This window comes from Vreelandella piezotolerans, assembly GCF_012427705.1.
GTDB classification, from domain to species: domain Bacteria; phylum Pseudomonadota; class Gammaproteobacteria; order Pseudomonadales; family Halomonadaceae; genus Vreelandella; species Vreelandella piezotolerans.
Window position 1 is genome coordinate 922,109 of record NZ_CP048602.1, and the last position, 20,270, is coordinate 942,378.

The 20,270-nt window shown below is 55.2% G+C and carries 17 protein-coding genes; 5 read left to right on the top strand and 12 right to left on the bottom strand.

The window, feature by feature from the left end; translation table 11 throughout:
* The first annotated feature begins 125 nt into the window (after window positions 1-125).
* The gene (gene arfA / locus GYM47_RS04245) at window positions 126-275 is read left to right on the top strand and encodes an alternative ribosome rescue factor ArfA (protein ID WP_074210948.1); all 150 of its coding nucleotides are present in this window, start codon (window positions 126-128) and stop codon (window positions 273-275) included.
* Window positions 276-374: 99 nt separating this feature from the next.
* On the opposite strand, the gene GYM47_RS04250 is transcribed toward arfA, so the two are convergent.
* Window positions 375-1,091 carry a response regulator transcription factor gene (locus tag GYM47_RS04250; protein ID WP_139525230.1) on the bottom strand — a complete coding sequence of 239 codons (717 nt, stop codon included), beginning with the start codon at window positions 1,089-1,091 and terminating at the stop codon, window positions 375-377.
* Window positions 1,092-1,246: 155 nt separating this feature from the next.
* On the opposite strand from GYM47_RS04250, the gene GYM47_RS04255 reads away from it, so the two are divergent.
* Window positions 1,247-1,753 carry a putative pterin-binding protein gene (locus tag GYM47_RS04255; RefSeq protein ID WP_139525231.1) on the top strand — a complete coding sequence of 169 codons (507 nt, stop codon included), beginning with the start codon at window positions 1,247-1,249 and terminating at the stop codon, window positions 1,751-1,753.
* 25 nt (window positions 1,754-1,778) lie between these two features.
* Complete coding sequence (locus tag GYM47_RS04260) at window positions 1,779-4,034, top strand: ATP-binding protein (RefSeq protein ID WP_153842207.1); 2,256 nt, start codon at window positions 1,779-1,781, stop codon at window positions 4,032-4,034.
* 78 nt (window positions 4,035-4,112) lie between these two features.
* Here GYM47_RS04260 and GYM47_RS04265 read toward each other — a convergent pair whose 3' ends face one another.
* The 9 genes from GYM47_RS04265 to GYM47_RS04305 all read right to left on the bottom strand — a co-directional run bounded on the left by GYM47_RS04265 (window position 4,113) and on the right by GYM47_RS04305 (window position 15,085).
* On the bottom strand, window positions 4,113-5,264 hold the full coding sequence (locus GYM47_RS04265) for an EAL domain-containing response regulator (RefSeq protein WP_153842208.1): 1,152 nt from the start codon (window positions 5,262-5,264) through the stop codon (window positions 4,113-4,115).
* A 165-nt stretch (window positions 5,265-5,429) separates the two neighbouring features.
* Window positions 5,430-7,112, bottom strand: coding sequence for a methyl-accepting chemotaxis protein (locus GYM47_RS04270; protein WP_153842209.1), 1,683 nt, complete (start codon window positions 7,110-7,112; stop codon window positions 5,430-5,432).
* A 133-nt stretch (window positions 7,113-7,245) separates the two neighbouring features.
* Window positions 7,246-9,087 carry an ABC transporter ATP-binding protein gene (locus GYM47_RS04275; RefSeq protein WP_153842210.1) on the bottom strand — a complete coding sequence of 614 codons (1,842 nt, stop codon included), beginning with the start codon at window positions 9,085-9,087 and terminating at the stop codon, window positions 7,246-7,248.
* 106 nt (window positions 9,088-9,193) lie between these two features.
* Window positions 9,194-10,801, bottom strand: coding sequence for a gamma-glutamyltransferase family protein (locus tag GYM47_RS04280; RefSeq protein WP_153842211.1), 1,608 nt, complete (start codon window positions 10,799-10,801; stop codon window positions 9,194-9,196).
* Window positions 10,802-10,833: 32 nt separating this feature from the next.
* On the bottom strand, window positions 10,834-12,339 hold the full coding sequence (locus GYM47_RS04285) for a tripartite tricarboxylate transporter permease (RefSeq protein ID WP_153842212.1): 1,506 nt from the start codon (window positions 12,337-12,339) through the stop codon (window positions 10,834-10,836).
* A gap of 16 nt (window positions 12,340-12,355) precedes the next feature.
* Window positions 12,356-12,826, bottom strand: coding sequence for a tripartite tricarboxylate transporter TctB family protein (locus GYM47_RS04290; RefSeq protein ID WP_139525238.1), 471 nt, complete (start codon window positions 12,824-12,826; stop codon window positions 12,356-12,358).
* Between the two features lie 69 nt (window positions 12,827-12,895).
* A complete protein-coding gene (locus tag GYM47_RS04295) occupies window positions 12,896-13,876 on the bottom strand; it encodes a Bug family tripartite tricarboxylate transporter substrate binding protein (protein WP_139525239.1) in 981 nt (326 codons plus the stop codon).
* 124 nt (window positions 13,877-14,000) lie between these two features.
* A complete protein-coding gene (locus GYM47_RS04300; protein WP_153842213.1) occupies window positions 14,001-14,531 on the bottom strand; it encodes a chromate transporter in 531 nt (176 codons plus the stop codon).
* Complete coding sequence (locus GYM47_RS04305; RefSeq protein WP_139525241.1) at window positions 14,528-15,085, bottom strand: chromate transporter; 558 nt, start codon at window positions 15,083-15,085, stop codon at window positions 14,528-14,530. Before GYM47_RS04305 ends, GYM47_RS04300 begins: the two co-directional genes overlap by 4 nt.
* A gap of 188 nt (window positions 15,086-15,273) precedes the next feature.
* Between GYM47_RS04305 and GYM47_RS04310 the strand changes: the two genes are divergently transcribed.
* Complete coding sequence (locus GYM47_RS04310; protein WP_139525242.1) at window positions 15,274-15,942, top strand: GntR family transcriptional regulator; 669 nt, start codon at window positions 15,274-15,276, stop codon at window positions 15,940-15,942.
* A gap of 89 nt (window positions 15,943-16,031) precedes the next feature.
* On the top strand, window positions 16,032-16,598 hold the full coding sequence (locus GYM47_RS04315; protein ID WP_153842214.1) for a DUF1415 domain-containing protein: 567 nt from the start codon (window positions 16,032-16,034) through the stop codon (window positions 16,596-16,598).
* Here the strand turns inward: GYM47_RS04315 and GYM47_RS04320 are convergent.
* Window positions 16,576-18,231, bottom strand: a complete 1,656-nt coding sequence (locus GYM47_RS04320) for a sensor domain-containing diguanylate cyclase (RefSeq protein WP_153842215.1) — start codon at window positions 18,229-18,231, stop codon at window positions 16,576-16,578. The genes GYM47_RS04315 and GYM47_RS04320 overlap by 23 nt on opposite strands.
* A 129-nt stretch (window positions 18,232-18,360) precedes the next feature.
* Entirely contained in the window at window positions 18,361-20,037 is a 1,677-nt protein-coding gene (locus GYM47_RS04325; protein WP_153842216.1) for a methyl-accepting chemotaxis protein, read from the bottom strand.
* Window positions 20,038-20,270 lie beyond the last annotated feature (233 nt).

The following is a 20,270-nucleotide window of genomic DNA, read 5'->3' on the forward strand; positions in this document are numbered from 1 at the left end:
TCGGCATCTCATGGGGCTTGTTGAAAACTACCGTGCTGGCAGGAACCGATGGCGACGCGAATGTTCATAGGAGCGAAGGCTTCCACTGCCCGGTTAAGCGTCTCTTAATAAACTAGGAGTATTCTATGAAAAAACACAAGGTTGGCGAAAACGCGCTCAAAGCGCAGTTACGTACCCCTATGTTCAAAATGCAGCAGCAAACGCCGAAGAAAGGGAAGGGCAGCTACTCTCGTAAAGGGCGTCATGCTCAAAGAGGGCATCGCCAAGCCGCTTGAACCAGCGTTTTGGCGATGCCTTCCCCAGGCATCGCTGCAGGCAATTTGCCAGTCTGCAGACTCTCATCAGCTTTTGGCCGACCGCTAGGTCGGCTTTTTTTAATTGGCGACTCGCTGTTCGACGGCAGAGGTGCTGCACACCTCCATACGGTAACCCGACTGATACACGCTGCGCAGGCGCAGCCCATGGCGACCATCTAGCTCCAATTTCCGGCGAAGACGGCTGACATGGGTATCTACCGTTCGTGTCGATACGTCACCTTTAATGCCCCAAACCAGCTCCAGCAAATGTGCACGGCTCAACAGCTCACCCACTTTGGAAAAAAACAGCGTGGCTAGGCGATATTCCCGCTCGGTTAGCTCCACGGCGTGACCGTCGACTTTGATCGTGTGCTCGTCGGTGTTGATCGCAAAAGCGCGCGGGCAGGAAACGGAGGGGCGGGGCGTATCGTAGCCGGCTCGACGGCCCAGTGCGCTAATGCGGGCTAAAAACTCTTTGGGGCGCAGCGGCTTCGCCAGAAAATCATCGGCGCCTTGTTCCAGTGCTTTAACGACGTCGTCTTCACCTTGGCTGGCGGTAATAAATAGAATGGGGCCACGCCAGCCGTCGTTTTGACGAAGGTGGCTTACCACGTCCATGCCGCACCCATCGGGCAGTCGCCAGTCGATAATCAGAAAGTCGAAGCGCTGCTCTTGCGTGGCGCGCCTGAGCTCACTTGCCCTAGCAAAAAGAGAGACCTGATGCCCTGCTGATAGCAAACACTGCTCAATAAATGCCTGTTGGTCGAGATCATCTTCCAGCACACCGATATGCATAGTGAGTTACCTATTTTTATCGTGTGATCAACCTCACACCATGGATGGAAAACTCATGCGTTAATTCTAGTTTAGGTAGGGGGAACGACACAAAGGTTTACAGTTAACGCTTAAGTCGTAGCGCTATACTTCGTTCATCATTTAGGAGGTATAAAATGGCTAAGCGTCTGATTAATAAAACTCTTCTCGTTTTAGTGGGGACATGTGTCTTCAACGCTGCGCAAGCCCTCGATGCGCCTACTGGCACGGTGATTTTAGAAGTGGCGGGCAACATTTCCCAAACTAACGTCGGTGACGAAGCACATTTCGATAAAGCTATGCTGGAAGCATTGACGCAGCGTACCACGAACACTAGCACGCCTTGGCACGATGGGGTGGTGAGCTTTGAAGGGCCGTTGGGAAGGGCGTTATTGGAAGCTGTGGGGGCCGATGGCGAGCAGCTCAACGTCGTGGCGCTCAACGACTACTCCTCCAAGGTGCCGGTTAGCGATTTTTATGATCACGAAGTCATTTTAGCGATGCGCGCCGATGGGCAGCCGCTGAGAGTGCGCGATCATGGGCCGCTGTTCATCATTTATCCCTTCGATGAAACTCCTGCGCTGTTGAACGAAGAAGTCCTTACACGCTCGGTTTGGCAAATCAAGCGGATCGAGGTCGAGTAGTCGTCGCGATGTCTAGGTAAAGACCATGTTGCCTGTCTTGAAACACTACTTTTCGCGTCGTGTGAGGGTCGCGACGTTTTCAGCGATCCTCTTTTTTCTGTCGGCCATCATCACAGGCGGCGTGATTTTCCAGCGGCAACACGCCATCGAAAATCGGTTACTGGAAAACCTCGTATGGACGGGGTATCAGTTCGATAGGGAAGTGCGCGAGTTTCATTTGTTGCTGATGGATAACCAAGTAGGCAGTGCGACGGCAGAAGACCTATTGCTACGCTTTGAAATACTGTTTAGTCGGAAAACGCTCTTCCAGCAGGGAGAGATAAATTTGGCGGTGTCTAAAATCGAGGGCGTCAATGCACTGGTCGAAAAAGCCGCCGCCGTGATTGATGACATCGACCGATTGATCGAGCCCCTTTGGGAGGATTCAAGCCGTTTAAATGACGAGATGATCCGTCGGGCAATCGACCATACGGCCCGTCTGCAACAAATGACAGGCTCTATCTTAATCGATACCAATGCGAGCGTTGCGCGACTGCGCACGTTAGAGCGGGAAAAGATGACCCAGCTTTATGGGTTAGCTTTGATCCTTCTGCTCTCGCTCATGTTATCGGGCGGTCTGCTAGTTCGCGCCCTGCTCATCGAAGGCAAAATCAGTATTCGCAAGGCCCAAGCGCTAGAGGTGAAGAGCCGAGAGCTAAAAGAGACGGCCAAGCGCGCTGAAATCGCCAGCCAAGCCAAATCCCAGTTCATGGCGGTAATGAGCCATGAGATTCGTACACCCCTCAACGGCGTGGTCGGCATGGCCGATCTGCTGAGTGAAGAAGTGCATTCACCCCGAGGTTACGCGTATTTGTCGGCACTCAAACGCAGTGCCGAGAGTTTGCGCGCCGTGATCAACGATATTCTGGATTACACCAAAATCGAGAGCGGTCGGCTCGATTTGGACGCTCGCCCCTTCGATCTCCATGAGTGTATCGAAGCGCTCTGTACGGGGTATGTGCTGCAAGAGAAGAGTAAGCCGGTCGTGTTCAATTACTCCATCGACCCCTCGCTGCCACGCTTCGTAATGGGCGACATTGCTCGCCTTCGCCAAGTCATCATGAACCTGATCAACAATGCGCTGAAATTTACCGAGGAGGGCTCCGTGACGTTTCATGCGGCACCGGGGGAGGGGCATGACGTACTGTTCGAGGTCCAAGACACGGGATGCGGTATCGATGCAGAAGATCAAGCAAGACTGTTCTGCGCTTTTTCACAAGTAGATACGTCGATCGCGCGCCGTCACGAAGGCACGGGGCTTGGATTAGCTATCTGCAAACGGCTCGTTCATGCCATGGAGGGCGAGATCGGTGTCGCCAGCCAAGTAGGTTTGGGCAGCCGCTTCTGGTTTTCGGTCGCGCTACCGGCAACAGAGGGTTTGGAGGTCTATCATCGCAGCGAACAGCAAGCCACGCTGGTGGACGATCATCATATCCTGGTCGTGGAAGATAACCCGATCAACCAGACAGTGGCGAAAGTCATGCTGGAACAGCTCGGGCAGCGTGTCACGATTGCCGAGAATGGCCAGTCAGCGTTGCAGCAACTTCAAGAGGAGTATGCACTCATCGATCTCGTGTTGATGGATATGCAGATGCCGGTGTTGGATGGCCCTGACACGACGCTGCGCTGGCGGGCCTTCGAAAAGGAGAATGCTCTGCCGAGGCTTCCCATCGTGGCCATGACGGCCAACGTCATGCCCGAGCACCGTGAGCGCTGCTTCGAAAGCGGCATGGATGACATGATCAACAAACCGTTCACGCGAGAAGAACTGTATCAGCTGATTAGCCGCTTTGTTCCCAGCGCTAACGTCAGCATTGGGCGTCTTGAACGACATGGCAGCGACGTCAGCGAGCAAAAGGGCGCAGCAGTTTCCTTTGTAAGTGAGCGTGGTGTGCTGGACCTGCTAGATCGCAAAATATGTGCTGAGCTGCAGGAAGCGTTTGACTCGGTATCACTCAACGCGCTGCTGAACGCCTTTCTAGCTCGCTTAGAGGAGCGTTTGATTCGGCTTCGCGCATGTTGGCTTGCAGGGGACCATGAGTCATTACGTAAAGAGGCACACTCCCTCAAAGGGGCCGCCGCCTCACTGGGCTGTGCTGCGATTGCTGAACAAGCCGCTCTTTTGGAAAAAGGCGCTCACCAGGAGAGTGATGCATCGATCGTGGGATTTTTAGATACGTTGGAAGCGCTGAAATTCACCACGCAGCAAGCCTTATTGGATCATGGTTTGATAGCCATATAGGAACTGCCGCTTCCAGAGTTGATTCAACGTCGCTTTGAAAGCAGCCGCTACATATTCGGTGGGTGAGGACGAAGCGCTTTAGGCCACCATCGTTTGGTGCCCTAACCACTTCTCGAACTGAGTGGGGGCAAGAGGGCGAGAGATGAAATAGCCTTGACCAACCGGACACTTTGCCTTGGTGAGTAGTGTCTGCTGCTCCGCGTTTTCGATGCCTTCGGCCACGACACTCATTCCCAAACGCGCGCCTAGCTCGACGATGGAGAGCGTAATTGCCTGAGCGTTGGGCTCGCTGTCGATGAAAGAAACGAAACTTCGATCGAGTTTTAATTCATCGAACGGTAATCGGTAGAGCTGGGTCAGCGAAGAGTATCCGGTACCGAAGTCGTCTAGGGCTAACTTGCACCCTCGTTTGCGCAGTTCGTCCAAAATGTGTCGAGCATACCCCAGACACTCTACGCCTACCGACTCCGTCAGCTCCAATGTGACCTTTGTCATATCGATAGGGTATTTGCCACAGAGCGTGTCGAACATGGACAGCATGTTTTCGGCTTTGATGAACGCGGCCGGCACATTGACGGCGATGCTCAGCGGCAGCCCCCGAGCGTGCCAATCGGCCAGCTGTGCAAAAGCGAGCTCTAGAATACACCACGTCAGGGGTACCATCAGCCCGCTTTTTTCAGCGAGAGGAATGAAGCTGTCGGGATAAATCGTTCCGCGCGTTGGATCTTCCCAGCGCACCAACGCTTCAGCCCCCACGACGATGCCAGTTGCCAGTGAGAGCTTAGGCTGCAGCGCAAGGCAAATATGCTGCTGCTTGATGGCCTGGGCTAATTCCCCCACCGAGGGTGGTTTCGGCGACGCCTCTATCTGTTCGATAAAGTCGCCAAGCCCGGTCATGAGCTTCGCTTTGGGGAGGAACCCCAACATCTTTAGCCCTTTGGCTTTACCTTCGGCAATCGCATGGGCGGCCGTTTCGTCCGAACAACTGCTCAGCAGCAAGATAGGGGCAAGAATCTTGAGATCATAGAGATAGTCGAGAATATCCAGCCCGGTAAAGTCACCCAAGCCAAAATCGAGCACGATTAGATGCGTGTTGAGAAGGCCAGGTTGGCGCGCCAGTTCTCCTAGACAACCGGCGGTGGCGACATCAAACCCATGTCGGCTCAGCAGCATTTTTCCAAGCAACTGTATATCGACGTCATCATCGATCACTAACGCACTGGGAGGCATGATGTGTCCTTGCATATAAGAAGCGTTTGTAGGGCAGTGGTGTAGTGCTGCTCAACAAACGCATGGCCAGTCCCGGCAGTGCAAAAGCGCCTTCGGGGGCCAGGGGAGAAACCCGAAGACGCATGGAAACGCCGTTAATTCAAACGAGAAGTATCATTGATGACATTAGAAAGACTCCCATTGAGGGGCTGGGCGACTCACTAAATTCTTAGGCACTGTAGTTGATAAAGGTAGTGTGCGTTTCATTGTTTGATCAAGTAAGGCTTGACGCTTCGAATCAACGTTCGAATCACTGTGGCTCAATTTGAAGGAGCCCACCAGCGTACTGAGTCGATCTGCCTGCTCGCGCAGTTCCGCAGCGGCAGCGCTAGACTCCTCCACCATCGATGCATTGTGCTGCGTCATGCTATCGAGTTCGTTCACCGCGTCATTGACTTGACCAATGCCCACGCTTTGCTCTTTTGCCCCGGCACTGATTTCTGCCACCACATCGGCAACCCGCTCGATGCTTTGCATCATGCTGTGCAGCGTGTCGCTGGCGGCTTTTACTTGCGAGACGCCGGAGTGGGTGCGTTCCGCCGACGTGCTAATGAGCTCGGAAATGCTCTTCGACGCTTCACTCGTGCGGCTTGCCAGGATGCGTACCTCTTGTGCCACCACGGCAAAGCCTCTGCCATGCTCTCCTGCTCTGGCTGCTTCGACCGAGGCGTTGAGAGCCAATATATTGGTTTGAAAGGCAATGCTTTCGATCATGGTGACGATGTCACTGATCTGGCCGGACGACTCGCTAATACTGCCCATGGTTTTCTGAACGCCCTGCATGGCATTCAAACCTTGATGGGCAATGTCTCGGGTCGATAGCGCTAGCTGGTTCGCTTGCTGGGCAGCGTCGGATGCGTTATTCACTACGGCGGCAATTTGCTCCATGGAGGCAGACGTCTGTTGTAAGTTTGCAGCCGCTTGCTCGGTACGTGTGGCCAGTTCTTGGCTGCCTTTAGCGATTTCCGTTGACGCGTGCTGTAAGCTAATCGTGCTGCTGCTGACGGATTGCAGGGTCTCATCGATACGCTGGATAAAGGCGTTGAACGCTACCGCCAGTTCTCCCAGCTCATCTTTACGCTGATTATGAATACGCGCGGTTAAATCGCCATCGCCATCGGTAATTTCTTTAATTCGGAAGCTCACTTGTCGTATCGCTTTAGACATCAATTTAGGGCCGATGAAAGCAATCAATAAGACAACTAAAAAGACGATGCCCGAAAAAGCGAGTGTCGCTGTTTGTTGAGCTTTGATTCTATTTAATACGGTCGTTTCTGCCTCTATTGTTGCCCGTTCAATGCTTTGGTCAGAGATGTCGTACAGTTCGCGAAGGCGCTCGAAACTCTCGAGGGAGCTACCCGATAATGCAGTTAAAGCGGCTTCGATATTTCCCGCATTATATAATTCAAAGACCCGTTGGCTCTCCACCCTCCAGCTGTCATAAAGAGGTTCAAAGTTTTGCAGGTGTTCTGTGAGTAAAGGGTAGTTTTGCATTTTCTGAGCATACACTTGCATTCTGTCATAGGCTTGTTGTGCATTCTCTTCATAGCTTGCAAGCAGTTCAGTACTTTTTTCGGAGCTCGGCTCCGTCAATACGTATTCCATTTGCGCTACACGCGCTTGGTATAAGTCGCGATCGGCATTGAGCGTCGCCGACATGGCAGGAATGTAGTTTTCGATAAACGTATTGAGTCGGCCTTTGACCATGTTGACGAGCATCGCATCGGCAATGACGACCGCTAAGAGCGATAAAGCGACAACGATAAAAGCAGCCGCGTATTTAAAGCTGATTTTGTGAATGGTTTTCATTTTGCAGCACCCCCGTGCCTTTTTTGGGATGCTTCAACTATACGATTAGATAAAAGGGCTGGCGATAACGGACAAGCCGGTGTCACTATTGTTTACGTTTGAACAATGGCTCGGGGTAAAGTGTGAATATTTGTCATTGATACCCTTCTGCCTGCAAACGAAACAGCGCCGCATAGCGCCCGTTCGTCTCCATGAGCGTGTCATGGGTACCGCGCTCGATGATGCGCCCTTGGTCGATGACGATGATGTGGTCGGCGCTGCGGACGGTCGAGAAACGATGGGAGATCAGAATCGTCATCTTGTCGCGGCTGTGATCACGAAAGCGGGCAAAGACATCCGCCTCTGCGGCGGCATCCATCGCGGCGGTGGGCTCGTCCAGTACCAGTATATCGGCCTCTTTGCGCATGTAAGCGCGGGATAGTGCTATTTTCTGCCACTGTCCGCCCGAGAGCTCTTGGCCATTTTTGAACCAGCGTCCAAGCTGGGTGTGGTAGCCATCGGGCATGCGTGCGATGAAACCATCGGCTAGGCCATCTTTGGCGGCCTGTTGCCAGCGCTGTTGATCATCGAAGGCCGCGATGTCTCCTACCCCAAGGTTTTCACCCACGCTTAGCTGGTAACGTACGAAATCTTGAAAAATGACCCCCACTCTTGCTCTGAGCGTTTGGGTATCCCAGTCGTTGAGATCGCTGCCATCCAGCAAGATGCGCCCCCGGGTCGGTCGGTAAAGCCGCGTCAATAGTTTGATCAGCGTAGTTTTGCCCGAGCCATTTTCGCCCACCAAGGCAAGGCTACTGCCGGGAGGGATATGCAACGAAATATCATGCAACACGTCATGGCCACCGGGGTAGGCAAAGCTCACCTGCTCGAAACGTAGACCGTCGCCCTGCACGGCACCTTGGGTCACATGGCCAGCGTCGGCCTCGGTGGGCTGTTCCAGGTATTCATACAAGTTGGAAAGGTAGAGGTTATCTTCGTACATGCCGCTAACGGCGGTGAGGCTGGCCGACAGCGCACTTTGGCCTTGCTTGAAAACCATTAAGTACATGGTCATCTGCCCGAGTGTTAGCGCGCCGATAACGGTTTCGACGACGACCCAACCATAGGCCGCGTAGAACGTTAGCGTTCCGAGTAGGCCCAGCACGAAGCCCCAGCTTTCACGGCGCAACGTCAAGCGGCGGTCTTCGCCATAGAGCTGATGAAAAATATCCCGGTAGCGCTGCAGGAAACGCGACTCCAAACCGAATAGTTTGACCTCTTTGATGCTATCCTCTCGGGCCAGTACGGTTTCTAGGTACATCTGCATGCGGGTTTGCGGTGAACGCCAGCGAAATAGTCGGAAAGCATCGCCAGAGAATTTCGCTTCGGAGAAAAATACCGGTAGCGCGCCCACCACTAAGATCAGTAGCGCCCAGGGTGAAAACTGCACCAGTAGAAAAGCAAAGCTGCCAAGTGAAATGGCATTCTGCAGCAGCCCAAAGGTTTTATTGACCAATGCCAGTGGGCGGGTCGAGGCCTCTCTCCGAGCCCGAGTGAGCTGGTCGTAAAGCTCTGAGTCTTCAAACTGGCTAAGCGATAGGGTGCCCGCTTTTTCCAGAATCATGACGTTCACTTTCTGACCGAGCAATGCCCTTAACAGCGACTGTTGGGCCGAGAGACCACGCTGGGCTAACGCCATCAACGCAATGATAGCGCCTTCGAGCGCTACTAGGCCCAGTACCGGCATTAGCGTTACCCATACATCCGGTTGACGGGCCGCCTCATAACTCTCCATGGCCGCCAACACGCCATCGACGATCAGTTGACCCACATAGGCGGCCACCGCGGGCAGCACGCCTGCCACCAGCGTACAAAGCGCCAAGCCCAGCATCATCCAGCGTGAGGTTTCCCATACCAGAAACAGAGCACGGCGACTGTAGCGAAACACGCTGAAAAAGCGATTAAATGGGGAGGCAGAAGAAGGAGAGTACGGCATCGTGGCGTAGCAGCATCAATTCAATAGGCTGCCATGATGCGGTGCTTTGGCGTTGATAGCCAGCCTGCTGCCCTTACTCGGGCAGCAGGTGATGAGCTGAAAAGCACTATAGCGGCAGTACTGCCCCATCGGTGCGGGGTTCGGTGCCGCCCTGCAGCACGCCAGTAACAGGGTCGCGGAGAATGATTTGACCACGGCCAAAGCTGATGGAGTCGGCTACCTTGACGATCTTATGGCCGCGCCGGGCGAGCGCCAGTGCCAAGTGGTTGGGGAAGTCGGCTTCCACCTCGACCGTTCTACCCGTGGTCCATTTCCAGCGCGGCATGTCCAGCGCAGCTTGCGGATTCAACTGATCCTCGATCATTGACGTGACCACTTGCACCTGACCCTGGGGCTGCATATAACCGCCCATCACACCAAAGGGCCCAACGGCCTGATCATCTTTGGTGATGAAGCCCGGAATGATGGTGTGATAAGTGCGCTTGCCGGGGGCCAGTGCATTGGCATGTTCAGGATCTAGCGAGAACGACCAACCGCGGTTTTGTAGGCTAATCCCGGTGCCGGGTACTACCATGCCAGAACCAAAGCCTTTGAAGTTACTCTGGATGAACGACACCATATTGCCATCGTCGTCCGCGGTGGCGAGATAAACGGTGCCTCCCTGTAATGGGTTGCCGTGGGCAGGATCCACCGCGTGTTCACCGATCAGCGCCGCGCGTGCCTTGAGGTAAGCATCGTCGAGCATTTGCTCGGTGGTAGGCACCATCTCACTGCGTTCGGTGATGTGTTTGAAGCCATCCATATAGGCAAGCTTGGTGGCTTCGATCCGACGATGCAGGGTTTCAACGGCATCCCCTGGGCACGGGTCTAACCGTTCCAGCATGCCGAGTGCCTGCAGCACGATCATGCCGCTGCCGTTGGGCGGAATTTCCCAAATATCGTGGCCCTGATAACGCACACTGATCGGGTCGACCCACTCGGGCTGATACGCCGCTAAATCCTCTTTACGAATCAAACCACCGTGCTCGCGGGAGAACGCATCGATGGCTTCAGCCAGCTCACCACGGTAAAACGCCTCGGCCTTGGTAACCGCAATGGCAGATAAGCTTTTTGCGTGGCCGGGTGACGACCATAGCTCGCCTGGACGCGGCGCACGGCCTTTGGGAGCAAAGGTATCGAACCAGGGCTTGAATGCCGCATCTGGGTAAGTGGCGTAGTTATGAAAGGCGTCTTCCCACATTTGATGGATCACTGGCGTCACGGCAAATCCCTCTTCCGCCAGTGCAATGGCCGGGGCGAGCAGATCGGCAAACGGCAGTTTGCCAAAGCGCTCGGAGAGTGCCGCCCAGGCAGCAGGGGCGCCGGGCACTGTGACTGGTAACAAGCCGTGGTTGGGCATGGTGTCATGCCCCAGAGATTCGAGGGCCTCGATCGTGGCCGCCTGGGGGGCAGGCCCGCTGGCATTGAGACCGTGTAGCTTCCCATCGACCCATACGATCGCAAACGCGTCGCTGCCAATACCGTTCGAGGTCGGCTCCACGACGGTCAGTGCGGCAGCCGTGGCAATCGCGGCGTCAATGGCGTTGCCGCCCTGCTGCAACATAGTAATACCGACCTGAGCGGCAATCGGTTGAGAAGTGGCGACCATGCCACGCTTGCCAAAGGTAGCCATACGCCGCGAGGCGCTAGGGTAATAGAGAGCGTCGTTATGCATGTTGTAGAATCCTTTGCGTCGATGAGTCATCACTATTGGGATGTCGCGGGTTTTAGGCGTTTCAGTTTGCGGTCTTGATAGAGCGAGAAGACGACCGAAGCGACCGCCAACACTAAGAACAGGGCAGAGAGTGGCCGCGTGAGAAAGGTGAGCCAGTTAGGGTCGAGTTCGAGCGCCCGGAAAAGCTGCCGTTCCAAGTTATTGCCCAACACCACGCCGAGAATGAGCGGTGTGAGAGGAACCCCCGCCTTCCACAGCAAGTAGCCGACGATCCCGAAAATAAACAGCACCCAGATATCAAAGAGGTTGTTATTGAGTGCATAGGCGCCGATCGCGCAGAGCATCAGTACGACGGGCACCAATATTTGTTGCGGAATTAACGAAATTTTGGCGAACCAGCGCACCAGCAGCAGATTACACAGCACCATCACTACCGCACCGATCAAGAGGCTTGCATAGATGGCGCCGACCAAAACGGGGTTTTGCTCAAACATCATCGGGCCTGGCGTAATGCCGTGAAGAATCAGCACGCCCATCATGATGGCCATTGGAAGATCCCCCGGTATGCCCAGTGCTAACGTCGGTACGAACGCGCCGCCCGCTACTGCGCTATTGGAGGCCTCAGAGGCAACGATCCCGTTAGGCGTTCCGGTGCCAAACGTTTCAGGATGGCGGGAAAACTTTTTCGCCTGATCGTAGCTCACAAAGTTGGCAACGGTACCGCCGGTGCCCGGTAGCGCGCCGATTAGGCTGCCGATCAATGACGAGCGTAGGGTGTTGAGTTTTTGGCCTGCCATATCCCTCATGATCTGGCGGTAAGGAATGGCCACGTTCGTATCCACGCCCTTGCCGCCGTCGGGGCCGTCGCGCATTTTTTCGATATTGCCGAGCAGTTGGGAGAAGGCAAAGACGCCAATCATTACGGGTAGCATCTCAAATCCCGAGCTAAGCGCAGGCAGGTCAAAATCAAATCGCAGGTTACTGTTGCGGTCATAGCCGACGGTGGTAATCAACAAGCCTAGCGCGGCGGCCAAGAGGCCTTTCAAGAGCGCGCCATTCGATAACCCGGCTACTAGAGTAAGGGCAAAGAGAATCAGCGCGGTAATTTCCCAAGGGCGGAAATTCATGCTGAAACTGGCAATCAGCGGTCCAAAGAAGACCAGCACGGCCACGCTGATAATCGTGCCCAGAAAAGAGGCCATCACGCCAATGCCTAGGGCTCTGCCGGGTTCGCCCTTTTGGGCCATCGGATAGCCGTCATAAACGGTCGTTATCGATGAAGGTGTCCCCGGTATACCCAACATGACACCCGATACGATACCGCCTGAGTATCCGCCGACAAACACGCCGACCATGAGTGATACGCCGCTCACCGGGTCCATGGCAAAGGTGAAAGGGAAGACCACTAGAATGGCCATGGTCACGGTAAAGCCCGGGATGCTCCCCCCGACAATACCGAACAGCACGCCGAGGATGATCAAGCCCAGGACGGAGATGCTTCCGACCTCGCTGAGTGCTTGAAGAAAGAAATGAGTCATTGGTCGTTCCTCAGCGTTAGGGCAGCCATACGTTCAGGCCATAGCGGAAAATCACGAATACCAGCGGCACGAACGTGCAGCTGATCCCTAGGTTAATCAGCCATTTACGCTTGGTGTCGACGCCTAACAGCAAAGCAAAAGAGGCCACTAAAAAACCGATGGTGGCCACGATATAGCCCAGTAAGGGCAGCAGTACGGCATAAAGCCCAAACAGTATAAAGAGCGCTACGACGGACTTACGCCGCGCGAACCAACCGCTGATCTCCATTCGCCAGGACGCCACGGGAGCAACGCGGGTGAACAGAGAGCGGATCAGCAGCAAAAGCGATAAAAGCCCGATCGTGACGAGTAACATGCGTGGGAACAGGGCAGATCCATAAGGCTGCCAGCTTGTCGGCGGGCGAATGGAGCTCGACTCCACCCACATGACAGCCACCATTACAAGCAGCGCGAGCGCCAGCGCGCGGTCTTTGGTAAGCGTTAGCATTAGCATAGCCTCCAGGTGCTCCCAGGCGCGTTGCCCTGGGAGCATGAGCGAGAAATGACGTCGAAACGCTTAGTTTTGGAAATCGATGTTTTCAGCCGCCGCCGAAAGCGCCGCCTCGTTTTCCTCTAAGAACGCTTGGTAATCCTCGCCTGCCAGGAAGCGTACAACCGAGCCGAACTCATTCTCGATTCGGCTTTGTACTTGCTCCTCCTCCAGTGCTTGACCATAGGCCTCTGCGACGGCATCTAGTACCTCTTGAGGTGTGTCTTTGGGCGCAAAGATACCGCGACTGGTGGAGTGATCCATCTCGATACCCTGCTCCCGAAGGGTCGCTACATCCGGCATGCTGTCTAAACGCTCGGGATGCGCAATCCCGAGAGGCTTGAACGTACCATCTTCATAAAAAGCGCCCCCAGAAGGCAGGTTGAACATGGCAAAGTCCACTTCCTCTGCCATCAATGCCGATACTTGTTGGCCAGTGTCGGGGTAGCCCACTAGACGAACATCGGCCATATCGATGCCAGCCTCTTGGAAAAACTGTGCCCAAAAGAAATGATCGGTAGAGCTTGGAATCATGCTGAAACGAACTTGGCCTGGGTTTTCGCGTACGTAGTCAGCAATATCTGCCGCGCTCTCTACGGGGTGTCCGGCATACGTGGTTGGAATATTGATGGTTTGTGTGAGTAGGGCGATGGGCTCAAACGCGTCGTAGGAGTAATCGACGGTACCGGCGAGCTTTGAAAGCGCAATGGTGTCATGGCTGCCCAGCAGCGTGTAGCCATCGGGCGTGGCGTCCTTGACGTTGCGTGACCCAAGCGTTGCGCCCGCCCCGGCCATATTCACCGGAACGATCGAAGCACCTAAGTGCTGCTCTGCTTCTTGTGATACCAAACGGAAAATAATATCCGTGGCACCACCGGGCCCATAAGGAATGATCAAACGAATATCCTGCTCGGGATAATCCGCGTGGGCAGTGGATAGGAGCGCCAGGCTGGACGTCAGCCCAATGGCGGCGAGTGTGGTACTTAGAGCAAGTTTAGAACGCGTCATTTTTATACACCTTTTTGATGGAGTTGGTGTGGTGATCCGCTGCGTCAAGCAGCGGTGAGGTGAGCGCGTGGTCCCATTTTGGGTTCTTATTGTCTGCAGTGAATCGTCTTTAGTGCACAACAGGTCAACCGAGAAAGAGCCCTCCATAAACCAAGGCGCCGATAACGACAAAGGCGGGGTGAGTGTTAAAGCGCACCAGGGCAAGAGCCGCCACGACACCCAAGAGCAGTGTGTGGAGTGCGCCGCTTGCGTCGATACTTTCCATAAAAAAGCCGAGGGTGAGCCACGCCATCATCATGGCGATAACGGGGCGTACCCACTGACTCATGCGCTTGACGCGCGGGGAGTCGCGGTGGCGATATAGAAGCCCGAGTGCGCCAAGCATGAGCAGCAGTGAAGGAACTACCGTGGCGGCCACGGCGACGAATGCGCCGCCGATGCCCGCTACCTCGTAACCTACATAGCCCGCCATTTTGGTGGCGATGGGGCTAGGCAGCGCGTTGCCAAGGGCTAGGGTTTCGGCAAAACCTTGTGAAGTCATCCAGCCATAGCGGCCGACGACCTCGGCTTCAATAAGCGGAATGATGGCAGGACCGCCGCCATAACCAATGATGTTGGGGATGAAAAACGCTAGAAATATATCCCAGTAAATCATGCGGTGCCCTCCACGTGTTTTTTACGCGAAGGGCGTAGCAGTGCCGTGAGTAGAATGGCTCCAATGACCCAGCCAGGGTGCACGCCGAGCCAGTAAATCACCGCACCCGACGCGACCGCCATCACAATGCTGACCCACCAGCCAAGGGCGGCTTTGGACTTATCGAAGAAGTCCCAGGTCAGTTGCGCCATCATGACCATGACCACGGGAATGACCGCTTGCCCCATACCGCGAATCCAGGCGACGTCGCGGTAGCGGCTAAAAATGCCAAGCATCACGATCATGGCCACGATCATGGGCAGAATGACGGCGATCACCGCGGCAGCACAGCCGCTGATGCCCGCGACTCGATAGCCGATATAGCCGGGCATTTTGGTCGCGATAGGCCCGGGTAGGGTATTGCCAATGGCCAACACATCGGCAAACTCTTCATCCGTCAGCCACTGGTGGCGTGTCACGACTTCCGCTCTGACCAGCGGGATCATGGCCGGGCCGCCGCCAAAACCGAAAATACCGACGCGGAAAAAAGCCCAAAAGAGTGCAGTTTGCTTCATGCAGTCAGCGCCTGTAAGGAGATCGATGAGGTCAACAGCATAAATGTCCCTATTTATCGTTTGTTGGTTAAAAAATCGATTATTTTGTCTAAAATAGAATATAGGTGAGCCTACCAAGAGGCGTCAACACCTAGTGTTGGACGTTCCGATAACCGAAGCCTTGCGATGTGACGCAAAAGGACGCCGAAATGAATAAGCACGTGCAGCTTCCCACCAGCAGCGCCTCTAGTTCTATCTACGATGTGCTGCGTCGAGACTTGGTGGGGGGGCGCTTCAAAGCAGGCGAAAAGCTCGCCATCAATGCGCTCAAAGAGCAGTATCAGGTGGGGCTCAGCCCTCTGCGTGAGGCGCTGAATAAACTGGCAGCGTATGGTTTGCTGGTTCAAGAGAATCAGCGAGGGTTTAGGGTACCCAAGCTTACCCGTGAAGAGCTCGATGACATTGCGCGCCTTCGCACCGAATTGGAAGGAATGGCGCTAGAGCGCGCCATTGCCCACGGCGATGCTGTGTGGGAAGCCGATTTGCTGGCGGCGGCACATCGATTGAAGCGAGCGGATATTACGCTGGACAAAGGCGAGGAGTGGGAGCGTCTGCACACCCACTTCCACCGGACCCTGGTGGCGCCTTGCGGCTCGGTGTGGCTGTTGCGGTTCATCGAGCAGTTGCACGACCAATTCGATCGTTACCGGCGTTTAGGCCCCAAGATGCCCACCATTCGACAAGAGCTGGATGAGCAGCACCACGAATTGGTGGAGCTGGCGCTCAAGCGTGATGCGCGTGCTGCCCGGGCATTGATGGATGATCATATTCATAAATCCTACGAGGTCGCGTTGGCTCGCTATCAGCAGCACGCCTGACGGGGTATGAACTTCGCTGTACACTGGTGGCCAGCGCGAGGCACTCGCCACCTAAAAAGTGCTTACAGCAGGCCAATGTGGGAGTGGAGATGACGCAAGACGCCGATCAGCAAATCGTGGAGCAGACACTCGTTTGGGTGCGCCGGTTTATCGTAGGACATGAGATTTGCCCTTTTGCCAAACGGGAGTTGGAGAACGACACGATACGTGTGGAGGTGGTGCGTTCTAAAAAAGTGGAAGTAGCGTTGGAGGAGCTGGCTGCCGAGATGGTTTGGCTCGATGAGCACCCTGAAACAGAGACGACTTTATTGACGTTTCCGACGCTGTTTAAAAGTTTCGACCACTATCTGGATTACGTCGAGCTGGCGGAAAATCTATTGATCGAACTAGGCTACGACGGTGTGTATCAGTTGGCCACGTTTCACCCTGACTACTGCTTCGATGGCGCAGGCCCCGACGACGCCGCCAACTACTCCAATCGTTCGCCCTATCCCATGGTGCACGTATTGCGCGAGGCTAGCGTCGAGCGAGCCATCGCGTTTTACGGAGATACGGCCGCCATCCCTGAACGAAACATTGCCTACTTGACTGGACTGGGCAGCGATGTGGCCGAAGCGCAGTTGCAAGAATGTTTCAAGACGATTCCCCGTAAATGACCAATCGGTGTTTGCCTTTGCTTTTGGCCTGATAGAGCGCCATATCGGCTAGCTGCATGACGTGTTCGATGTCGTGGCCGTGTTGAGGCCACCAGGCTGCTCCCAGGCTGCAACCTACCTGCGCTTGGTGCCCTCCGGGCAGCATCACCGGGCTTGCGATACGTTGCAGCAGCCGTTGGCTGACATCGGTCACCACATGGGCGCTTTGCTCAGCCGTACTTTTCAGAATCATCACGAATTCGTCGCCCCCTAAACGAGCCACTACGTCACCGCTGCGCAACGTCGACTTGAGCCGTTGGGTGACCTCGATCAGCAGTAAATCCCCCGCATGATGGCCAAGCTCATCGTTGACCCGTTTAAAGCCATCGAGATCGAAGAGCAGTACGATGACGCTCTGGTGCTGCCGACGTGCCTCGGGCAGCGTATGCTGCAGGTAGTGGTTGAGGAAGGCGCGGTTAGCCAGCCCCGTCAGCGGGTCGGTATTGGCCAAGTCTTCCAAACGGCTGATGGTGCGGCGTTGATCGATCAAGCGCTCGACCATGTCACGCATGGACGTCGATAGCCGTTTGAGCTCGGGGGAGCCGGTTTCCAGCGTCAATTCGCTGCGGCTGGTGGCCGTCTGGATGTTGTCAGCCGCGCGCGCCAAGCGCGTGAGCGGTGCGACTAAACGAGCGGCCACGATCCAGCCGATGATGGAAAACAACAGCGCTACCAGTAGCCCCGTGCCGAGAATCAGTTCGTAAAGCTGGTCGACTGGAATGAAAGCAGTACTCACGGGCTGCCTGCTCACAGCGACCCAGCCCAAGCCTGGGAAATCTCCAAACCCATGGCTACGCGCTATTCCCGTGACATAACGTTCCCCATCGGGCCAGGTTTCGATGGTCCAAGTGGGTGTGGGGCTGTTAATAGTTCCCTCCATGAACGCCAGCGATTCACCGACAAGTTCAGTGGGGCCAAGAATCACCTTGCCTTGCGAGGAGAGCAGCAGTAGTTCGGTTTGCTGGGCACGCAGTTGCGGTGAAAGCATTGAGTTTTTCACCTGTTTTGCCCACTCCCAGCTGAGATGGACGGCGAGCACACCAGTAAAGATGCCCCTCGAATCGGTGAGCGGAGCGGCGATATCGACGAACTGAATGGGCTCGCCCGTGGGGTTGGGGAGTAGCTGGGATAGCATGACGGCATCATGAACATCCCCCACCCATAACGCTTGTCGCCCTTCGATAAATACCGGCCGCTGGGCAATCGACGATCCTTCGAGAAGCCCTCCGGTAGAGGCGATCACCGTTCCACTGGCATTCGTTACGCCAATCCAAGACGGCACGTCATAGTTACGCTGCAGATGTTCGAGCTGGGCGCGCACCGAGGAGGGGTCGGTGCGATCGGCAAACTCTTTGATGCCCAACAGTAGGCGCACCTCTTTAACCCGCGCATCCATGCTGCGGCTGAGTTTATCCACCATTTGATACGCGGTATCAGCGCTGCGGTACCCGATATTTTCCTCGAGTTGTAGCGCCGCCTCGCGGGAAGCGACCCAGCTCAGCAGGAGCGTGATGGCAATCACTAACGAGGTGATCAAGCCAATGATGCGGGTGCGCAAAGAGATACGCGTCAGCAGTGAAGGGTGATTAGGCATCGATAGGCCAAGCGAGTCGTCGTCAAGAGAGTCACCCTAACGTAATTTTTGTTATGGCACGAATCGATAGGGTCAACGGAGGCTGCGTGGGACAGCGGATGTGCTCCGACACGCAGCCTGGAGGCTCGATTAAAACGCTTCCCACTCAGGCTCGGCTGCTGGCCGCTGGCGTTGAGCCGTGCTGACAGTTTGTGAGGGAGCGCGCAAACGCTGGGTAGGCGCTGAAGCGGCGGATGGGGCAAGCATAGAGTGACGGTCGGAGGCGTTGATCCGGAACGCGGCGACCAACTCTGCCAACCGTGAGGCTTCATCTTGTAGTGAGGCTGAAGCCGTGCTGGTTTCTTCCACCAAAGAAACGTTCTCCTGGGTAGCAGAATCCATTTCGGCAATCGCCGTACTGATTTGGCTGATCCCAGACTCTTGCTCTTTCGCCGCCAGCGCTAGCTCCTGCATCATATCGTTGACTCGGATGATGGCTTGGTTGATGTCGTCCATGCTCTCGCCATTTTTCAGCGCTTGATCGGCACCTTGTGCAATGCGGCCCGCGATATCCTCGATCATCGTGCGAATTTCTTTCGAGGAGTTGGAGGTTTTCGTTGCCAACGAGCGAACTTCACTCGCCACGACGGCAAAACCGCGGCCGTGTTCGCCTGCACGGGCGGCTTCCACCGAGGCGTTCAACGCTAGAATATTGGTCTGGAAGGCGATCGAGTCGATGACCTGAATGATTTCATTCACTTTTTGAGAGCTGGCTTCCAGTTCGCGCATCAGCACACTGGTTTGCTCCGACTCCTGCTTACCATGGGCTGCTTTTTTGGAAGCATCCTGGGTCAAACGCTCCGCCTGTGCGGCGGTGTCGGCATTTTGGCGGACGATGGAGGAAATCTCATCCATACTGGCAGCGGTTTGTTGCAGCGCGGCGGCCTGCTGCTCGGTACGTGAGGCGAGATCCTGGCTGCCCCCAGCGATTTGGCGGGAACTGGCAGCCACGGCGCTACTGCTTTGGGTAAGCGTGCCTACCATACTTTGCAGCTTGCCCTGCATATCATGCATGGCGCTGTAGAGCCGACCAATTTCGTTGTTACCCAGCGATTCGATATGGCGGGTCAAATCGCCCTTGGCTATATGCTCACAAAGCTCCACTGCGCGCTGCAGCGGGCGCACGATAAGGCGATTGATACCGATTTGGACGCCCAGCGATAACAGAAGCGCCAGCACAATCAATGCACCGCTGAACAGCATGGTCACTCTGTGTCCCTGTTCGGCGTGAGCAATGTTTTCGGCTGCTAGGGCTTGCGCGCGGCTGTTGAACGCACGAATGGCATCGCTAAGCCTGTCGAACTCCACATTGAAGCGTTCGCGGTGCTGCACGATCGCAGCGTAATTGGCAGCCGCTAAATCGCTGCGAAACGCCTCGTTGATCATTTGCGGGTAGTAATTATCAATGGCTGCAATGAGCGGTGCACGAACGGCCGTAGGCGGTACTTCAATGGCGGTAAACTCAGCGTAGCGTGTATCGGCTCGCTGGAGCGCTGCGCGTGCGAGTTCGAGCGCTTCTTGCGCAGAGGGATTTTCACCATCCTCGACATAAGCGGTATAGCGAGCCAAGCGTAAGCGCATTTCCATTAAATTGACTTCTGCGCGGTTGATCGACGCCACTTGCTGGGCCGCGACTTCATCGAGCTCTCGCAAGCTCTCCATCACACTCATTTTGGATACGATACCTGTCGCTGCGATGGCCAGCAGGGCGATCACCATTAGCCCTTGCACGGCTGCCAACAAGTGTTTGACAGGGAAGTTTCTCATGATGACTCTCTCGGGAGGAAAAGGAGGGGGGGAACACCTGCAAGGAGGGGAGCCTCGCCTGTACATTATCGACACAAAAAGAGAGACATTGAGAGGTGCTGAGCAGTTTTTTTTACACTTTTTTGCAAGGTCGTGGTGTTAAGAAGGGAAAGCTTGTGCATCTATTAAAAAGGGCCAGCAAGCCAGCCCTATTAAGTAATGAGCATCGTGACACAAACGATGTGAAGCAATCG

Coding starts and splice junctions, on each gene's coding strand:
- GYM47_RS04315 (WP_153842214.1), top strand. CDS start 16,032: ATGACGCAAGACGCCGATCAGCAAATCGTGGAGCAGACACTCGTTTGG.
- GYM47_RS04250 (WP_139525230.1), bottom strand. CDS start 1,091: ATGCATATCGGTGTGCTGGAAGATGATCTCGACCAACAGGCATTTATT.
- GYM47_RS04295 (WP_139525239.1), bottom strand. CDS start 13,876: ATGACGCGTTCTAAACTTGCTCTAAGTACCACACTCGCCGCCATTGGG.
- GYM47_RS04255 (WP_139525231.1), top strand. CDS start 1,247: ATGGCTAAGCGTCTGATTAATAAAACTCTTCTCGTTTTAGTGGGGACA.
- GYM47_RS04305 (WP_139525241.1), bottom strand. CDS start 15,085: ATGAAGCAAACTGCACTCTTTTGGGCTTTTTTCCGCGTCGGTATTTTC.
- GYM47_RS04290 (WP_139525238.1), bottom strand. CDS start 12,826: ATGCTAACGCTTACCAAAGACCGCGCGCTGGCGCTCGCGCTGCTTGTA.
- GYM47_RS04310 (WP_139525242.1), top strand. CDS start 15,274: ATGAATAAGCACGTGCAGCTTCCCACCAGCAGCGCCTCTAGTTCTATC.
- arfA (WP_074210948.1), top strand. CDS start 126: ATGAAAAAACACAAGGTTGGCGAAAACGCGCTCAAAGCGCAGTTACGT.
- GYM47_RS04285 (WP_153842212.1), bottom strand. CDS start 12,339: ATGACTCATTTCTTTCTTCAAGCACTCAGCGAGGTCGGAAGCATCTCC.
- GYM47_RS04270 (WP_153842209.1), bottom strand. CDS start 7,112: ATGAAAACCATTCACAAAATCAGCTTTAAATACGCGGCTGCTTTTATC.
- GYM47_RS04280 (WP_153842211.1), bottom strand. CDS start 10,801: ATGCATAACGACGCTCTCTATTACCCTAGCGCCTCGCGGCGTATGGCT.
- GYM47_RS04300 (WP_153842213.1), bottom strand. CDS start 14,531: ATGATTTACTGGGATATATTTCTAGCGTTTTTCATCCCCAACATCATT.
- GYM47_RS04265 (WP_153842208.1), bottom strand. CDS start 5,264: ATGCCTCCCAGTGCGTTAGTGATCGATGATGACGTCGATATACAGTTG.
- GYM47_RS04275 (WP_153842210.1), bottom strand. CDS start 9,087: ATGCCGTACTCTCCTTCTTCTGCCTCCCCATTTAATCGCTTTTTCAGC.
- GYM47_RS04325 (WP_153842216.1), bottom strand. CDS start 20,037: ATGAGAAACTTCCCTGTCAAACACTTGTTGGCAGCCGTGCAAGGGCTA.
- GYM47_RS04260 (WP_153842207.1), top strand. CDS start 1,779: ATGTTGCCTGTCTTGAAACACTACTTTTCGCGTCGTGTGAGGGTCGCG.
- GYM47_RS04320 (WP_153842215.1), bottom strand. CDS start 18,231: ATGCCTAATCACCCTTCACTGCTGACGCGTATCTCTTTGCGCACCCGC.